This window comes from Amycolatopsis sp. NPDC026612 (assembly GCF_040638285.1).
GTDB lineage: Bacteria > Actinomycetota > Actinomycetes > Mycobacteriales > Pseudonocardiaceae > Amycolatopsis.
Window position 1 is genome coordinate 24,046 of record NZ_JBEZYB010000006.1, and the last position, 16,470, is coordinate 40,515.

Annotated in this window: 13 protein-coding genes; 8 read left to right on the top strand and 5 right to left on the bottom strand. The window is 74.4% G+C overall.

From position 1 onward, the window contains the following. Positions 1-60 precede the first annotated feature (60 nt). The 3 genes from AB0F15_RS08500 (at position 61) to AB0F15_RS08510 (ending at position 4,056) form a co-directional block, all read left to right on the top strand. Positions 61-912: a PPK2 family polyphosphate kinase gene (locus AB0F15_RS08500; RefSeq protein WP_360267240.1), complete on the top strand. Its 852-nt coding sequence runs from the start codon at positions 61-63 to the stop codon at positions 910-912. A 20-nt stretch (positions 913-932) separates the two neighbouring features. Continuing rightward, positions 933-3,032, top strand: a complete 2,100-nt coding sequence (locus AB0F15_RS08505) for a prolyl oligopeptidase family serine peptidase (RefSeq protein WP_360267243.1) — start codon at positions 933-935, stop codon at positions 3,030-3,032. 73 nt (positions 3,033-3,105) lie between these two features. Further along, positions 3,106-4,056, top strand: coding sequence for an LLM class F420-dependent oxidoreductase (locus tag AB0F15_RS08510; RefSeq protein WP_360267245.1), 951 nt, complete (start codon positions 3,106-3,108; stop codon positions 4,054-4,056). 52 nt (positions 4,057-4,108) lie between these two features. On the opposite strand, the gene crcB is transcribed toward AB0F15_RS08510, so the two are convergent. The 3 genes from crcB to AB0F15_RS08525 are packed head-to-tail and all read right to left on the bottom strand — an operon-like array spanning position 4,109 to position 5,213. Continuing rightward, the gene (gene crcB / locus AB0F15_RS08515; RefSeq protein WP_360267247.1) at positions 4,109-4,483 is read right to left on the bottom strand and encodes a fluoride efflux transporter CrcB; all 375 of its coding nucleotides are present in this window, start codon (positions 4,481-4,483) and stop codon (positions 4,109-4,111) included. Continuing rightward, entirely contained in the window at positions 4,480-4,812 is a 333-nt protein-coding gene (locus AB0F15_RS08520) for a DUF190 domain-containing protein (RefSeq protein ID WP_360267250.1), read from the bottom strand. The genes crcB and AB0F15_RS08520 overlap by 4 nt, the downstream gene beginning before the upstream one ends. Then, complete coding sequence (locus AB0F15_RS08525) at positions 4,812-5,213, bottom strand: CrcB family protein (RefSeq protein ID WP_360267253.1); 402 nt, start codon at positions 5,211-5,213, stop codon at positions 4,812-4,814. The genes AB0F15_RS08520 and AB0F15_RS08525 overlap by 1 nt, the downstream gene beginning before the upstream one ends. A gap of 139 nt (positions 5,214-5,352) precedes the next feature. On the opposite strand from AB0F15_RS08525, the gene AB0F15_RS08530 reads away from it, so the two are divergent. The 5 genes from AB0F15_RS08530 to AB0F15_RS08550 all read left to right on the top strand — a co-directional run bounded on the left by AB0F15_RS08530 (position 5,353) and on the right by AB0F15_RS08550 (position 11,940). After that, positions 5,353-7,005 (top strand): aminotransferase class V-fold PLP-dependent enzyme, encoded by a 1,653-nt coding sequence (locus AB0F15_RS08530; RefSeq protein ID WP_360267256.1) that lies wholly within the window; start codon positions 5,353-5,355, stop codon positions 7,003-7,005. Next, on the top strand, positions 7,002-8,285 hold the full coding sequence (locus tag AB0F15_RS08535) for a SidA/IucD/PvdA family monooxygenase (protein WP_360267259.1): 1,284 nt from the start codon (positions 7,002-7,004) through the stop codon (positions 8,283-8,285). The genes AB0F15_RS08530 and AB0F15_RS08535 overlap by 4 nt, the downstream gene beginning before the upstream one ends. Further along, a complete protein-coding gene (locus AB0F15_RS08540; RefSeq protein ID WP_360267263.1) occupies positions 8,282-10,012 on the top strand; it encodes an IucA/IucC family protein in 1,731 nt (576 codons plus the stop codon). Before AB0F15_RS08535 ends, AB0F15_RS08540 begins: the two co-directional genes overlap by 4 nt. After that, positions 10,009-11,316, top strand: a complete 1,308-nt coding sequence (locus AB0F15_RS08545) for a glutamine synthetase (protein ID WP_360267266.1) — start codon at positions 10,009-10,011, stop codon at positions 11,314-11,316. Before AB0F15_RS08540 ends, AB0F15_RS08545 begins: the two co-directional genes overlap by 4 nt. A 111-nt stretch (positions 11,317-11,427) precedes the next feature. Continuing rightward, complete coding sequence (locus tag AB0F15_RS08550; protein WP_360267269.1) at positions 11,428-11,940, top strand: hypothetical protein; 513 nt, start codon at positions 11,428-11,430, stop codon at positions 11,938-11,940. A gap of 30 nt (positions 11,941-11,970) precedes the next feature. Here the strand turns inward: AB0F15_RS08550 and AB0F15_RS08555 are convergent, their stop codons facing one another. Together AB0F15_RS08555 and AB0F15_RS08560 are read right to left on the bottom strand one after the other, a co-directional pair. Then, positions 11,971-13,359 (bottom strand): FAD-binding oxidoreductase, encoded by a 1,389-nt coding sequence (locus AB0F15_RS08555; protein WP_360267271.1) that lies wholly within the window; start codon positions 13,357-13,359, stop codon positions 11,971-11,973. A 79-nt stretch (positions 13,360-13,438) separates the two neighbouring features. Further along, positions 13,439-16,432, bottom strand: a complete 2,994-nt coding sequence (locus AB0F15_RS08560) for an AAA family ATPase (protein WP_360267274.1) — start codon at positions 16,430-16,432, stop codon at positions 13,439-13,441. Positions 16,433-16,470: the final 38 nt, after the last annotated feature.

Sequence of the window (16,470 nt, forward strand, 5' to 3'; positions counted from 1 at the left end):
CACGCTGCTCGCCGGGTGTTTCACCCGGTGCGCCGGTGCCCGGGTCGTTATCGTCACGGGATGGCCAAGAAGGACGACGGAAGCCGGGTCCGGGACGCGCTGCGGATCGACGCGGACCTGCCGGATCCGGGCGCGACCCCGGTCGGGCCCGGCAAGAAAGCCAAGGCCCGCGCGGGGCTCGACAGCGCGGGCGAACGGCTCTCCTCGCTGCAGGAGGCGCTGTACGCCGAGGGCGCCGGCGGCGGCCGGCGCAGTGTCCTGCTCGTGCTCCAGGGCATGGACACCTCCGGCAAGGGCGGCACGGTCTCCCACGTCCTCGGCCTGGTGAACCCGATGGGTGTCCGGTACGCGGCGTTCAAGAAGCCGACCGCCGCCGAACAGCGGCACCACTACCTGTGGCGGATCCGCAAGCAGCTGCCCGCTCCCGGCCAGATCGGCGTCTTCGACCGTTCCCACTACGAAGACATCCTGGTCCCGCGGGTGAGCGGCCTGCTCACGGCGGCCGAGCGGCGCCGTCGGTACGCCGAGCTCACCGCGTTCGAGGAGGAACTCGCCGAAGCGGGCACCACCGTGGTCAAGGTGTTCCTGCACATCTCGCCGGAGGAGCAGCTCAAGCGGCTCAAGGCCCGGCTCGTCACGCCCGAGAAACGCTGGAAGTACAACCCGGGCGACCTCGACGCGCGCTCGCACTGGCCCGCCTACCAGGACGCCTACGCCGACATCTTCAAGCGGACCTCGACCGCCGGCGCGCCCTGGTACGCGGTGCCCGCCGACCACAAGTGGTACCGCAACTGGGCCGTGGCCGAGCTGCTGATCGAGACGCTCGCGGAGCTGAAGCCGCGGTTCCCGGAGCCGGATTACGACGTCGACGCCGAACTGGTGAAGCTGAAGGGTGTTGGCGTCTCGTCGTGATCGTCTGGAAGAGTGCGGGCGTGACCGATGTCGACGACCTCCCGTTCCTCCGCAAACAGGCCCGGACCCAGCGCTTCACCCTCGGCGCGCCGAAGGAGTTCCGGGTCGCCCCGGACGGCTCCCGCGTGCTGTTCCTGCGCGCGGAGTCGGGTACCGACCCCCGGCACAGCCTCTGGTCGGCCGACCTGGCGACCGGCACCGAGACCAAGCTCGTCGACGCCGCCGAGCTGCTGCCCGGCGAGGAGGAGCTGCCCGTCGAAGAGCGCGCGCGGCGCGAACGGGCCCGCGAGTCCGGCGGCGGGGTCGTCCACTACGGCGTCGACGCGGGCTTCACCGTCGCGGTGTTCTCGCTTTCCGGCAAGCTCTACACCCTCGACCTGGCCACCGGCGAGGTGACGCTGCGCGTCGACGGCGCCGTCATCGATCCCCGGCCGAACCCCGCCGGCACGCACGTCGCCTACGTGCAGCACCGGCGGCTGCACGTGCTGGAGCTGGCCACCGGCGACGACCGGGTGCTGGTCGAGGAGGACGGCGAGGACATCGCCTGGGGGCTGGCCGAGTTCATCGCCGCCGAGGAGATGGACCGCACCCGCGGCTACTGGTGGGCCCCGGACGGCCGCGGCATCCTGGCCGAGCGCGCCGACCGCGGGCCGGTCCCGCGCTGGACCATCGCCGACCCCGCCCACCCGCAGCACCCGGCGAACGTCGTCGCCTACCCGGCCGCGGGCACCACGAACGCGCTGGTGTCCCTGGCGATCCTCGGTCTCGACGGCTCGCGCGTGGACGTCGAGCCCGGCGAGTGGGAGTACCTGGCCTCGGTGCACTGGCCGGCCGGTGGGGCGCCGCTGCTCGCCGTGCAGCCGCGCGACCAGAAGCGGATGGACGTCCTCGCCCTCGACGTCACCGACGGCACGACGTCGGTCGTGCACACCGCCACCGACCAGCACTGGATCGACATCGTCGGCGGTGTCCCGGCGTGGACCCCCGACGGGCGGCTCGTGGCCGAGGGCATGGTCGACGGCGACCACCGGCTCTTCGTCGGCGGCGAGGCCGTCACCCCGCCCGGGCTGCAGCTGCGGGCCGTGCTCGACGTCGGTGACGAGATCCTCTTCAGCGCCTCCGAGGACGACCCGACCCAGATCCACGTCTTCCGCACCGAAGGCGCTTCGGTGCGCCGACTGTCCAGTGTGGACGGTGTGCACGTCGGCGCCGGGTCTGCCGCGGTCACCGTGCTTTCGTCGTGGAGCCTGGACCACAGCGGCCCGCGCGTCTCGGTGCTGCGCGACGGCGCGCCGGTCGCGTCGATCACGTCGTCCACTGTGGACCCGGACGTCGTGCCGAACCTGACCTGGCTGACGCTGGGCGAGCGCAACCTCCGTGCGGCGCTGCTCCTGCCGCGCGGGTACGAGCCGAGCGAAGGCAAGCTGCCGGTGCTGCTCGACCCGTACGGCGGCCCGCACGCCCAGCGCGTCCTGCAGAGCCGCAACAGTTTCCTGACCTCGCAGTGGCTGGCCGACCAGGGCTTCGCGGTGCTGGTCGCGGACGGCCGCGGCACCCCCGGCCGCGGTGCGGTCTGGGAGCGCGAGATCGCCGGGCGCCTCGCCGACGTCACGTTGCAGGACCAGGTCGACGCGCTGCAGGCGGCTGCGGTGCAGTTCCCGGAGCTGGACCTCGAGCGCGTCGCGATCCGCGGCTGGTCCTACGGCGGGTACCTGTCGGCGCTGGCCGTGCTGCGCCGCCCGGACATCTTCCACGCGGCGGTCGCGGGGGCGCCGGTCACCGACTGGTCGCTGTACGACACCCACTACACCGAGCGCTACCTCGGCAAGCCCCAGGACGAGCCGGAGAGCTACGCGCACAACTCGCTGATCGAGAGCGCGGCCGAACTGAGCCGCGCGCTGCTGATCGTGCACGGGCTGGCCGACGACAACGTGTTCGTCGCGCACGCTTTGCGGCTGTCCTCGGCGTTGCTGGCCAAGGGCCGCCCGCACGTCTTCCTGCCGCTGGCGGGCGCCACCCACATGACGCCGCAGGCCGAAGAGGTCGCGGAGAACCTGATGCGCACGCAGGTCGATTGGCTGCTGCGCGAGCTTTCCGCCGTCGACAAGGAGATTGCATGAGCGAGCCTGCGAGCGAATCATTCAACACTGCGCCTTCGGCTCGTGCCGGGCTGAGCGTCAGCGAGGGCTGCGCATGAGCCGCTGGGGCCTCACGATTCCGCTGACCGGGGTGCCGCTGACGGCGCACCGCGAGCTGGTCGAACAGCTGCCGGACCTCGGCTACACCGACGCGTGGACGGCCGAGACCGCGGGCGCGGACGCGTTCACGCCGCTGGTGCTGGCGTCGCAGTGGGCGCCCCAGCTGCGGCTGGGCACGGCGATCGTGCCGGTGTACACGCGCGGCCCCGGCCTGCTGGCGATGCAGGCGGCGACGGTCGCCGAGCTGGCGCCCGGCCGGTTCGTCCTCGGTATCGGCGCGTCGTCCCCGGTGATCGTCTCGAACTGGAACGCGGCTGCCTTCGAGGAGCCGTTCGCGCGGTCTCGCGACACCCTGCGCTTCCTGCGTTCGGCGCTGGCGGGGGAGAAGGTCAGCGAAAAGTACGAGACGTTCGCCGTCTCGAAGTTCCGGCTGGAGCGCCCGGCCGACCCGCCGCCGTCGATCATGCTGGCGGCGCTGCGCCCGGGCATGCTGCGCCTGGCGGCCCGCGAAGCGGACGGCGCGATCACGAACTGGCTGGCCGCCTCGGACGTGCCGCGCGTCCGGTCGGTCATCGGCCCGGACGTCGAGCTCGCGGCCCGCATCTTCGTCTGCCCCACGGAGGACGCGGAAGCGGCGCGCGGCCTGGGCCGGATGCTGATCTCGAGCTACCTGACGGTCCCGGTGTACGCGGCGTTCCACGACTGGCTCGGCCGCGGGGAGGCACTGGCCCCGATGCACGAAGCCTGGAGGGCGGGCGACCGGCAGCAGGCCAACCAGGTGATCCCGGACGCCGTCGTCGACGAACTGGTGATCCACGGCAGCGTCGAGTCGTGCCGCGAGCAGGTGCAGTCCTACGTGGACAACGGGCTGACGACGCCGATCATCGCGTTGCTGCCGACCGGCGAGGACCCGTTCGAGCAGGTGCGGGGGCTGGCCCCGCGCTGACCCGGCGGCACTTTCACGTGAAAGTGACCCGGAGGCGGCCTCCGTGTCACTTTCACGTGAAAGTGCCGGTGGCCAGCACCAGTCCGGCGGCACCCGACGCCAGGCCGGCGGCCACCGTCACCACCACGTTCAGCACCGCGTACAGCCGCGTCTTCTCCAGGAACAGCCGGACGGTCTCGTAGCCGAAGGTCGAGAACGTCGTCAGGCCGCCGCAGAAGCCCACCGCCACCAGGGCGCGGACCGACGACGGCTCCGCGCCGTGCAGGAGCCAGCCGCTCAGGAAGCCCAGGATGAACGAGCCCGCCACGTTCACCGTCAGCGTCCCGAACGGGAACGGCGAGTCGCGCCACTGCTGGACCCGCCGGTCGGTCAGGTAGCGCAGGATCGAGCCGGCCGCTCCGCCGAGGGCCACGAGGACCGGCGTCACCCGGGCCGCCCGCCGTACCGGACGACCTCGACCTGATCGAGCGTCACCAGCCCGTTGCCGATCAGCTCGTCCAGCCGGGGCAGGAACGCGCGCAGCTTCGCTTCTTCGTCGATGATCACGATCACCACGGGCAGGTCGTCCGACAGCGACAGGATCCGCGTCGTGTGGATCAGCGAAGACGCGCCATAGCCCTCGACACCGCGAAGCACCGAAGCGCCGGCCAGCCCGGCGTCCCGCGCCCGCCGGACGATCTCGTGGTAGAGCGGCTTGTGGTGCCAGTGGTCGTCATCGCCGACGTAGATCGTCAGTCGCGTCGCGGGTCCTTGCATCAGCGTCCCTTTCGCACCGCGCGAGCCGCCGTCAGGCCGGCGGCCACCGCGGTCAGGCACAGCGCCACCGACGCCAGCGCGTAGGCCAGCGAACCCAGTATCCGCCCGGTCGTCGCCGCGTCGAGGGTGTCGGTCACGAACGTGGAGAACGTCGTGAAGCCGCCGAGGATCCCGACGCCCAGGAACGGCCGGAGGAGGTGGTGCGGGCGCGCGGTGGTCGTCAGGACCGCCATCAGGACGCCGATGAGCAGGCAGCCGAGCACGTTGGTGAGCAGTGTGGCGACGGCGAACTCGCCGCGCGCGTGCGGGATCGCCACCGACAGGCCGTAGCGGGCGAGGCTGCCGAGCGCGCCGCCGGCGCCGATCGCCGACAGGACGTCCCACCGGGGCACGCTGATCACCTCCTGGCGGTGAACCTACTCCCGATGGCCGACGCGTCGCCGCCACCCGGTCGAGCATGCTGGACGGGGATGACAGGCAGCCATCGGTCGCCGTACTGTTGCGCAGCGTAGGCAAGGCAACCCTAAGGAAGGCGGGCACATGCGGGCAGACGGGCTGGCCGGAGGCGACGGCGGCGCAGACCGGCTCGGCGAGCTGATCCCGGTGGCCCTGCGCGCAATGGCGGCGGGCGTGGCCGAACGCGGCGGCCCGGTCCCGGCAGGCGGCCCGGCCGCGGTGGCAGCGGCGCTGGTGGCAGAGCGTGGCGAGCGGGAGCCGGAGCCGGAGCCGGTGACCGCGAGGCCGGCCGCCGGGCCCGGCGCACCGGCGGCTGCCCCGGCCGGGCCCGGCGCACCGGCGGCTGCCCCGGCCGGGCCCGGCGCACCGGCGGCTGCCCCGGCCGAGCACGGCGCACCGGCGGCTGCCCCGGCCGAGCACGGCGCACCGGCGGCTGCCCCGGCCGCCACCGACCGGCTGTCGACCACCCGGACCGGGGCCCTGCCCCGCCGCGGCGTCGGGGCCGAAGCCGCGCTCGAACAGCTCAGCCGCCTGCTCGCCGCCGGCTCCGCCGATCCCGCCGATCCCGCCTGCGCCGCTCACCTGCACTGTCCGCCCCTCGCCGTGTCCGTGGCCGCCGATGTCGTCGCGAGCGCGCTCAACCCCTCCATGGACTCCTGGGACCAAGCGCCCGTCGCCAGCGAACTCGAGCGCGAATTCACCGCCGGGATCGCCCGGTTGTGCTACCCCGGGGCGGCCGACCCGGATGCCGTCGTCACCACCGGTGGCACCGAGTCCAACCTCCTCGGCCTCCTCCTCGCCCGCGAAGCCGGCATCGTCCAGCCGGTCTGCGGGGCCAACGCCCACCACAGCGTCGCCCGCGCCGCCTGGCTGCTCGGCCTGCCCGCGCCGATCGTCGTCCCGTGCGAGGGTGATCGCCTGCTCCCGGACGCCCTCGCGGCGGTCCTCACCCCGGGCAGCGTCGTCGTCGCCACCGCCGGCACCACCAACACCGGCACCCTCGATCCGCTGCCCGAAATCGCCGGAATCTGCCGCCGCCAGGGGGCGCGGCTGCACGTCGACGCGGCCTACGGGGGCATGGCGCTGTGCAGCGATGCCCTCCGGCCGAAGCTCGCCGGGCTCGAACTGGCCGACTCCGTCGCGCTCGACCTGCACAAGTTCGGCTGGCAGCCGGTCGCCGCCGGGCTCTTCGCCGCTCGTGAGGCCGCCGACCTCGGTGCGCTCACCGTCCGCGCCGAGTACCTCAACGCCGACGACGACACCGAAGCCGGTCTGCCGGACCTGCTCGGCCGCTCGATCCGGACGTCCCGGCGGCCGGACGCCTTCCGGATGGCCGTCACCGTGCACGCGCTCGGCACCGAGGGCCTCGGCGCGCTCGTCGAACGCTGCTGCACCACCGCGACGGAGGTCGCCCGGCACGTCGAGGCGCACCCCGGCCTGCGGCTCTGGGGGGCCCCGGAACTGTCCACAGTGGTCCTTCGGCCGGCCGTCGCCGACGAGGCGGGCGGTGACGAGCTCGTCGCGCGGGTGCGCCGGGCGCTGCTCGAAGCGGGTACCGCCGTCATCGGCCGGGCCGCGCTCCCCACCGGACCCGGTGGCGGGAACCAGCTCTGGCTCAAGCTGACGCTGCTGCACCCGCACACCACCGCCGACGACTACCGGCCGCTGCTCGACCGGATCGTCGCCACGGCAGGCGCCGAACTCGTGGCCGGCCGGGAAAGCCCGGTCGCTTCGTGAGGCGCCACCACCTCGCCGGCATCGGGATCGGGCCGTTCAACCTCTCGCTCGCGGCACTGGCCGCCGGCGTCGACGGCCTCGACGCGGTCTTCTTCGACGCCCGCCCGGAGTTCCGCTGGCACCCCGGCCTGCTGATCGAGGGCGCGACGCTGCAGGTGCCGTTCCTGGCCGACCTGGTCACCCTGGTCGACCCGACGAACCCCTTCTCCTTCCTCAACTACCTGCGCGACCGCGGCCGGCTGCTGCCGTTCTACTTCGCCGAGCGGTTCCACCCGGCGCGCGCCGAGTACGACGACTACGGCCGCTGGGCCGCCGCGCGGCTCCCGTCGTGCCGGTTCGGCCACGAGGTCACCGGCGTGCGCTGGGACGACGTCGAGGCGGCGTTCGAGCTGACCGTCGCCGGGACCGAGCCGGTGCTCGCCGACGCCGTCGTGCTCGGCGTCGGCTCGGTGCCGTCGGTGCCGGAACCGCTGCGCGGGCTCGTCGCCGAGCCTGGCGTCCTGGCCCTGCACTCGGCCGACTACCTGACGCACCGGGAGGAGCTCCTCGCGGCCGAGACCGTCACCGTGGTCGGGTCCGGGCAGTCCGGCGCCGAGGTCGTCCTCGACCTCCTGCGCTCCCGCTCCACTGTGGACGGAGTGCGGTGGCTGGCGCGGACCCCCGCGTTCGCGCCGATGGAGTACTCGAAGCTCGGGCTGGAGCAGTTCACCCCGGACTACACCGCGTACTTCCACGGCCTGCCCGAAGCCGTCCGCGACCGGCTGCTGCCGACGCAGTGGCAGCTGTACAAGGGCATCGACGCCGAAACGATCGGCGCGATCCACGACGAGCTCTACCGCCGCAGCATCACCGGCTCGCCCGGCGCGGTGCTGACCCCCGGCGTCGAAGTCGTGTCGGCGTCCCGAGCGGACGGAGCCATCGAACTCGGCGTGGGCCACGTCCAGCAGGGCCGCCGCGGTACCGTGCGCACCGCCGCCGTCGTCGCGGCCACCGGGTACGCGGAGACGCCGACCGGGCCGCTGCTGGCCGGGCTCGGCGACGCCGTCCACCGCGACCGGCGCGGGCGCCTCGAAGTCGGCGCCGACCACCGCGTCGCCCTGGACGTGCCCGGGCCGCTGTTCGTGCAGAACGCCGAACGGCACACCCACGGCCCCGGCGCTCCCGACCTCGGTCTCGGCGCGTGGCGGGCGGCCGTGATCCTCAACGCCGTGTGCGGCAAGACCGTGCACGAACTGCCCGACCGCACCGCCTTCACCACGTTCGGCCTGGAGGACCAGTGACCATCGACGAGACCGCCGCCTGGCGCGCGGCCGGCGCCCTGATCACGCACAAGATGCTCGGCGAACTGTCCTACGAGCACATGCTGGAGCCGGTGGCCGACGGCGATGCGTACCGGCTGGAGCTGCCCGGCGCCGGCTACACGTTCCGGGCCCGGCGCGGCGCCTTCGACGCCTGGACGGTCGAGCCCGGCAGCGCGTACCGCAACGGCGAGCCGGTCACCGACCCGCGCACCCTCGTCGTGGACGCCCGGCAGGTCCTCGGGCTGACCGGTCTGCGGCTGGCGGACGTCCTGGCCGAGCTGACCGCGACGGTCGCCAACGAGGCCGCCCGGTTGCGCCGCGCGCCGACCGCCGCCGACTTGTCCACAATGGACTACAACGTCGCCGACGGGCACCTCACCGGCCACCCGCGGCTGGTGCTCAACAAGGGCCGCGTCGGGTTCTCCGCGGCCGACCGCACGCGGTACGCCCCCGAGGCGGGGGCGGACATCCGGTTGCGCTGGTTCGCCGTGCACCCGGACCACGCCGAATTCCGCTGCGTCGACGAGCTGAGCCGGGACGCGTTGCTGGACACCGAGCTGGGCGAACGGCGCACGGAGTTCGCGTCGCGGGCCCCCGGCGGCTACGTCTGGGTGCCGGTGCACCCCTGGCAGGCCGACGAAATCCTCGGCACGCTCTACGCCGCCGAGCTCGCCACCGGCGTCGTGATCGACCTCGGGGAGAGCGCCGACGCCTACCGGCCGCACCAGACGGTCCGGACCCTGGCGAACGTCAGCACGCCCGGCCGGCACGACGTCAAGACCGCGGTGTCGGTGCGCAACACCCTCGTCTACCGCGGGCTGAACTCCGCCGCGACGCTCGCCGGGCCGTCGGTCACGTCCTGGCTGCGCCGGATCAGCGCCGAAGACCCGTTGCTGGCCGAAAAGTACCGGTTCGGGTTGCTCGGCGAAGTCGCGAGCGTGTCGGTGAAGCACCCGCTGTTCGGGCACCTCGAGGAGCTGCCGTACCGGTTCCACGAAACCCTGGGTGCCTTGTGGCGCGAGCCCATCCGGCTCGCGACGGGGGAGCGCGCGATTTCGTTCGCCGCCCTGCCCTACCGCGGACCCGACGGCGTCTCGGTGCTGGCCCACCTGATCGGCGACGGCGACCCCGTCGCCTGGCTGACGCGCCTGGTCGACCTCGTGCTCACGCCGTTGCTGCAGTGGCTGCTGCGCCACGGCGTCGGGTTCTGCCCGCACGGCCAGAACCTCGTCCTGGTCGTCGACGCCGCCGGCGTCCCGCAACGGGTGCTGATCAAGGACTTCGCCCAGGGTGTCGACCTGCTCGACGAGCGGTTCGAAAGCTACGAGAGCCTGCCACCCGAGGCGGCCGCGGACATGCTGCGCTGGCCCGCGGACCTGCTCGCGCAGTCGCTGTTCAGCTCGGTGTTCTCCGGCCAGTTCCGGTTCTGGGCCGAGCTCCTGCTCGACGAACTGGGCCTGCCGCGGGCGGCGTTCTGGGCGCCGGTGCGGGAGATCGCCGTCCGCTACCGCGACGAGAACCCGGACGTGGCCGCGCGCTTCGACGCGTGCCGCCTGTTCGCCCCGGACGTCGAGCGCGTGACGCTCAACCGGGAACACTTCGCCGGGCAGGGCTTCGACAAGGTCGAGCGCGACGACGAATTCGACGTCCGCTGGGGCCGGGTGCCGAACCCGCTGCACGCCCCGGATCCGGGCGGCGCGTGGTGACGGCGTTCGCGCGGCCGGCAGGCCCGCGGTCACTGGCCGACCGGCGCGCGGCGGCCGCGGCGGGGGAGGCGGTGCTGCGCGGCGTGCTCGCCGAGGACGGCGCCCGGCTGCTCCTGCTGGTCCCCGACCCGCACGCCCGGTTCGCCGCGGTGGAGCTCGCCGCCCCGTTCGCGGCCGAAGTCCTCGCCGACGGCTACGGCGTCTGCAGCTACGTCTTCGCCTGGACGCCGTCGCGGGATCCGCTGCCGGCGTCCGGCGTGCTGGGCGGCTATCTCGAAGGCTTCGGCGACCTGCGGATGCGGCCGGATCCGGCGAGCGGGATCCCGCTCGGCGAGCGGACCTGGGCGGTGGTGTGCGACGCCGAGTGGCCGTCCGGGGCGGTCGCGGAGCTGGCGCCGCGCGAGGTGCTGCGAGGACAGCTCGCGGCGTTGGAGGGCCTGGGCCTGGTGCCGTCGGTGGGCATCGAGCACGAGGTCGTGTTCCGCGACTCGCTCGGCGCGCCGCTCACGGCGCACGGCGTCGACTACGCGCTCGGCGGCACCGAACGCCTGACGCCGCTGCTGCGCGACCTGCGGGCGGCGGCGGACGAGGCCGGGCTCGGCGTCGAGTCCGCGCGAGCCGAGTGCCACCCGGGCCAGTACGAGATCGTGCTGCGCCACCGCGACGCCTTGGCCGCTTGTGACGACGTCCTGCTGCAGCAGCTGATCGTGCGCCGGACCGCCGCGCGGCACGGCGTCACCGCCGACTACCTGGCGGCGCCGGAGCCGGGCCAGGGCAGTTCCGGGCACGTGCACCTGTCCCTGTCCGCTGTGGACGGTTCGGAACCGGATCTGCTCGGCGGGTTCCTCGCGGGAGTCCTCCGGGACGCACGGGCGCTGACGGCGGTGTGGGCGCCGACGTGGAACAGCTACGTCCGGCTGCGGACGGCGCCGTTTTCGCCCCGCGAGGTCCGCTGGGGCCACGACGACCGGACGGCTTCGGTGCGGGTGGCCGGGCCGCCGTCGAGCCGCCGCCTGGAGTTCCGCTTCGCCGGCGCCGACGCCCAGCCGCACCTCGTCGTCGCGGCGCTGCTGGCGGCCGGGCGGTTCGGGCTCGAAGAAGGCCTGACCCCGCCGGAACCGGGAGTCACGGTGGGCTCGCTGGCGACGTCGCCGTGGGAGGCGCTGTCGCTGCTGGACCGGGTGGGGGAGTTGCTGGGCACCGACGTCGCCGCACAGCTGGCGGCGCTGCTCACCGAGGAGATCGAGGCCGGTCTGGACACGGTCACCGACTGGCAGCGCCGCCGCGGCGCCCTCCGCTCCTGAAAGCTTCCCACCGCCGCCGCGCACGGTGATTCGCGCACCGGCTCCGCCGTAACGACGGCCTTCCCGGCGCCGACTCCTGCGGTCGTACTCCATCGACAATCGGGAGTCGCCTTGTCGGGAGAAGGTCCTTACACGAAGCTCGGCGCCGTGGCCGGGGCACTGGCACTGGTGGTGACCTACCTGGTCGCGGCCGGGGAGCACCACTGGTGGCCACTCGGGCCGGTCGCCGGTGCGCCGCAGACGGCACCCGGCGTCACCGTGCCGTTCGCGCCTCCGGCCGCGAGCCGGTCCGGGCCACCGGGAACGACGGTGGCGGTCGCCGAAGACCTCATCGGCTTCGTCGACGGCTACTACCGCTCGATGCCGGACACCGCGGCCGGCTGGCCGCTGATCGGCCCGAACCTGCACCAGCGCGGCCGGCCGAGCTACGACCGCTTTTGGAGCCGCTACACCGGGGTGGACATCCTGGACCCGCCGTCGGTGCGCGGCGCGCAGGTCACCGTCCGCATCGCGCTGAACCCCCGCGACGGCGGCGCGGCTGTGGTCGAACGGCACGTGCTCACGGTGATCCGCTACGACGGCGCCCTCCGCATCGACGCCGACGAGTACCTCGGCCGGGGCTGACGGCCTCCGCCGTCCGTCAGCCCCGAACCGCTACGCCGGACGGATGTTCTGGTTGACGTGGAACACGTTCTCCGGGTCGTACCGCCGCTTCACCGCCGCCAGCCGGTCGTAGTTCGCGCCGTAGGACGCCTTCACGCGGTCGTGGCCTTCCTCCATCATGAAGTTGACGTACGCCCCGCCCGCCGAGGTCGGGTGCAGTTCCTCCCAGTAGTCCCGGGTCCACTGGGAAATCGCGCCCGCGTTGGCCGGCGACGGGTCCACCCCGACGATCACGCCCGACCAGCCCCCGGACCGGTGCGGGAACGCCGTCGCGTCCGGGGCGACCCGGCTCGCCGCGCCGTCGATCGGGTACAGGTGCATCGACGAATGCATCGTCGGCAACGTCGAGCCGTGCTTGACGTGGATGTCGATCGCCGCGTCGGAGATCTCGTGGAACACGTCCGCGCGCCAGTACCACTGCAGCCCGGCGGGGTACAGCCCGTCGAACGCGCCCTGCAGGGCCGTGTACGGCATTTCCTGCAGGCCGACCAGCAACGGCGAGCCGAACGAGCGGACCGGCGCCAGCACCTCGGCCGCCTTCTCGTGCGAACCCGTGTAACACCAGACGATGCCGCACGCCTTGCGGCCCCACAGCTCTTCCGGGAACGGGGGCGCCGGCGGCACGGTCAGCAGGCCGAACCAGCCGCTCAGCTCTTCCGGCAGCGACGGCAGCAGCTCGCGGTACCAGCGCAGCACGTCGGGCGTGTCGGCCAGGTCGTACAGCACCGGCCCGCCGACGACCACGCCGTGCTCGCCGATGTCGTGGCAGCGGAAGGTGAACGACGTGACGACGCCGAAGTTGCCGCCGCCACCGCGCAGGGCCCAGAACAGGTCGGGGTGCGAAGACTCCGAAGCGTGCACGAACGAGCCGTCCGCGAGCACGACGTCCGCGCCGAGCAGGTTGTCGACGGTCAGGCCGAAGCGGCGGGCCAGGTAGCCGATGCCGCCGCCGAGGGTGAGCCCCGCGACGCCGGTGGACGCGACGATGCCCGACGGCGTCGCCATCCCGAACGCGACCGTGGCGTGGTCGACGTCGCCCCAGGTGCAGCCGGCGTCGGCGCGCACGGTGTGCTCCACCGGGTCGACGGTGGTGCTGCGCAGCCGCGACAGGTCGATCACCAGCGCGCCGTCGGCGACGCCGAGCCCGCCCGCGTTGTGGCCACCGCCGCGCACGGCCAGGTCCAGGCCCTGAGCGCGGCCGTAGCGGACGCAGGTGACGACGTCGGCGGCGTCGCGGCAGTAGGCGATCGCCGCCGGCCGCTTGTCGATCATGGCGTTGTAGACGGCGCGGGCCTCGTCGTAGCCCGGGCCGGCCGGCGTGATCAGGTCGCCGCGCAGTGCGGCGGCCAGTTCCTCGTGCGGCAAGGCGGTGGTGGTCATGGTGCCCCTCTCGGATTTCCGGTACCGGAGGGAACGTAAGCGGCGGGCGTTCGCGCAGCGTTCGGCCCGTTCGCCCCGGTCAGGGCGGGGACACCACGCCCAGGTCTGCTTCGGCCCGCCGCCGCAGGGCGACGCTGCCCTGGGCGCGGGCCAGCTCCGCGGCCGCCCGCAGGCGGGGGACCGGGTCGGCGTCGTACGCCGCCCTCAGCCGCAGCACCTCCGGCAGCCACCAGCGGTCGTCGCGGGCTTCGCCGGCGGCGAGCGCGGCGTCCAGCGTCGCGCGGGCCGCGGCCGGGGCGGACAGCTCGGCGACCAGCGCCAGCCAGTACGGCATCCGGGCGAACGACCCCTCGGCCTTGAGGTTCGCGACGCCTTCCTGCGCCGCGGCCAGCCCGGCCGCGCCGCCGCGGGACCAGCCGCCCAGCACCAGCGCCCACTCCCGGTAGTAGGCGAAGCCGTATCGGTCGCACAGCGCCTGCAGCTCGGCCACGGCCGCCCCCACCGCGCGCCGGTCGCGGCGCATCTGGTGGGTGATGGCGGCGTACGCCAGCGCGATGGCCAGGCTGTAGGGGTGGTCGATCCGGCGGGCGAGGGCGATCGCTTCGGCGCCGCAGGCCACGGCCGCGTCGTCGTGGCCGAGCAGCCAGTGGGCGTGCGCCGTCCAGGCCGGTCCGTGCACGTCCGGCCGGGTGCCGATCGGCCACGACGACGCGCCGCGCGTGCGTTCGGCGCCCAGCTCGAAGTGCCGCAGTGCCTCGGCCGGGTCGTGGCCGAGGCTCAGTGCCGAACCCGCCACGATGAAGTGCACGGAGCCGCCCTGCTCGGCGCTCGTCCCGGGCACGAGGAGCCCGAGGGCGCGTTCGGCCGCCTGGTAGGCCTGGACCGTCCGGCCCTGGACGAACCGGGACGACCACAGCTCCAGCAGCGCGGTGAGGGCGGCTTCGCGGTCTCCCAGCGACTCCGCGAGCGCGAGCGACCGTTCCAGGGTGTGCTGCAGCTCGGGCGACGAGTAGCCCTGGTGGGCGTTGAGGGGCCCGGCGAGCGCTTCGAGGACGGCCAGTTCGTCCCGATCGCGGTTGCCGCTCGCCGGCCGGGCGCGGACGAGGGCCAGCGCCTCCCGCAGCAGCCGGATCGCTTCGGCGTGGGCGAAGGTGCTCGCCGCGACGGCCGCGGCCCGCCGGTAGTGCGTGACGGCGCGGTCCGGGCGGCCGCCGCGGGCGTACTGCTCGGCCAGCTGCGCCGCCACGGCGTCGGTGTCTTCGGCGTGCAGCAGCTCCAGGCCCTGGGCCAGCCGCCGGTGCAGCAGCCACCGCCGCGGCGGGCTGACCTGCTGGTAGGCGGCCTCGCGCAGCAGGTCGTGGGTGAAGTCGTAGGCGCCGCCGAACTCGCGCACGATCCGGCGCCGCCACAGCTCGTCGATCGCGTCGACGACGGTGTCGGCGTCCAGGTCGCTCGCCTCGGTGAGCAGGTCGAGCGTGCAGTCCCGGCCGGCCGCGGCGGCGAGCCCGGCGATCTCCCGGGCCGCCGGGCCGGGCTGCTCGAGCCGCGTCCGCAGCACGGCGGTCAGCCCTTCGGCGGGCGGGAAGTCGTGTGCCCGCAAGGCTTCCACGACGTACAGCGGGTAGCCGCCGGTGGCCGCGTACAGCAGGTCCCGGTCCGAAGCGGACAGGGGGCGTCCGGCGACCGCTTCGCCGAGGCGAGCCGTGCCGACGGCGTCGAACGGGCGCAGCGGCAGCTCGGTCAGCCTGCCGTCGTCGCGCAGCTGAGCCGGCCAGACCCCGGCGCCCGGACCCGGTTCGCCGTCGCGCAGCGTCGCGGCGATCAGCAGGGGCGCGTCCGGCAGCAGGCCGAGGCAGAACGTGAGGAACGCGCCCGTCTCTTCGTCGCACCACTGCGCGTTGTCGAGCACCAGCAGCACGGGCCGCCCGCCGGCGGTGAGCGCGCGGGCCAGCCCTTCGAAGAACCGCAGGCGCTGCCACGCGCCCGCGTCCCGCCGGGGCCCGGCGCCGGCCTGCCGCGTGGCCGGCAGCAGCCGGTCGACCTCGGCGCGCCACACCGGGTCCAGCGCCGCCGCCCGCTGCACGGCCGGCGTGCGCAGCCAGTCGGCCACCGGCGCCAGCGCGAGCCGCCCCGGCGTGCCGAAGCACCGGCCGGCGGCCACGACCGCGCCCTCGGCGCGCGCCATCCCGGCCAGTTCGGTCACGAGCCGGGTCTTGCCGACCCCGGCGTCGCCGCGCACGAGGACGACCCCGGCGCGGCCCGCCGCGGCCGTCCGCCACCCCTCGCCGAGGCGGGCCAGCTCGGCGGCGCGGCCGACGAGCCCGGGCGCCGCCGCCCGCCGGGGCTCGGGATCCGGCCGGGCGAGCAGCCGGTGCAGCGCCGTGCGGGTCGGCTCGGCCGGCACGACGCCGAGCTCGCGCTCGAGGACCGACGCGCACCGGTGGTAGGTGCTCACCGCGCCCGCCCGGTCCCCGGCTTCGGCCTGCAGCCCCATCAGCGTCCGGTAGCCCGTCTCTTCGAGGGGGCGCAACGCGATCCGGCGCCGGGCCGCGGCGAGCGCGGCGGCGGGGTCGCCCGACGGCGTCCGGCAGATCAGGTCGCACAGTTCGACGCACTGGCGGTCGAGCTCGGCGCGGGCCGCCAGTACCCAGTCGTCGGCCAGGCCGGGCAGCAGCTCGCCGCGGTAGGTCGCGAGCGCGGCCCGGGCGTGGGCGACGGCTTCGCCGGGGTCCTCGGCGGCCAGCGCGGCCCGGCGGGCGACGTCGAACTCCCGCACGTCCACCCGGCTCTCGCGGGTGTCCCGCCAGCACAGGTCGTGCCCGGTGACGGCGAGCGAGCGCGGGTCGCCCAAAACGCGGCGCAGCTGGTGCAGCTCGCGGCGGAGGTTGGTCAATGCCTGGGCATCGGTGGAGTCGGGCCAGAACAGCCCGGCGATCAGCCGCCGCGGCTGCGCCCGGCCGGCGTGCACGACGAGGTGGGCGACGAGCGCCACCGAGCGCGGCGACCGCGTCAGCACGGCACCGGACTCGTCGTCGGCGATCACCTGCTCGCCCAGCAGCGAGACACGCAGCATCCGGCCACGCTAGCCCCGAGACGGGTTCGCGCGCGGAT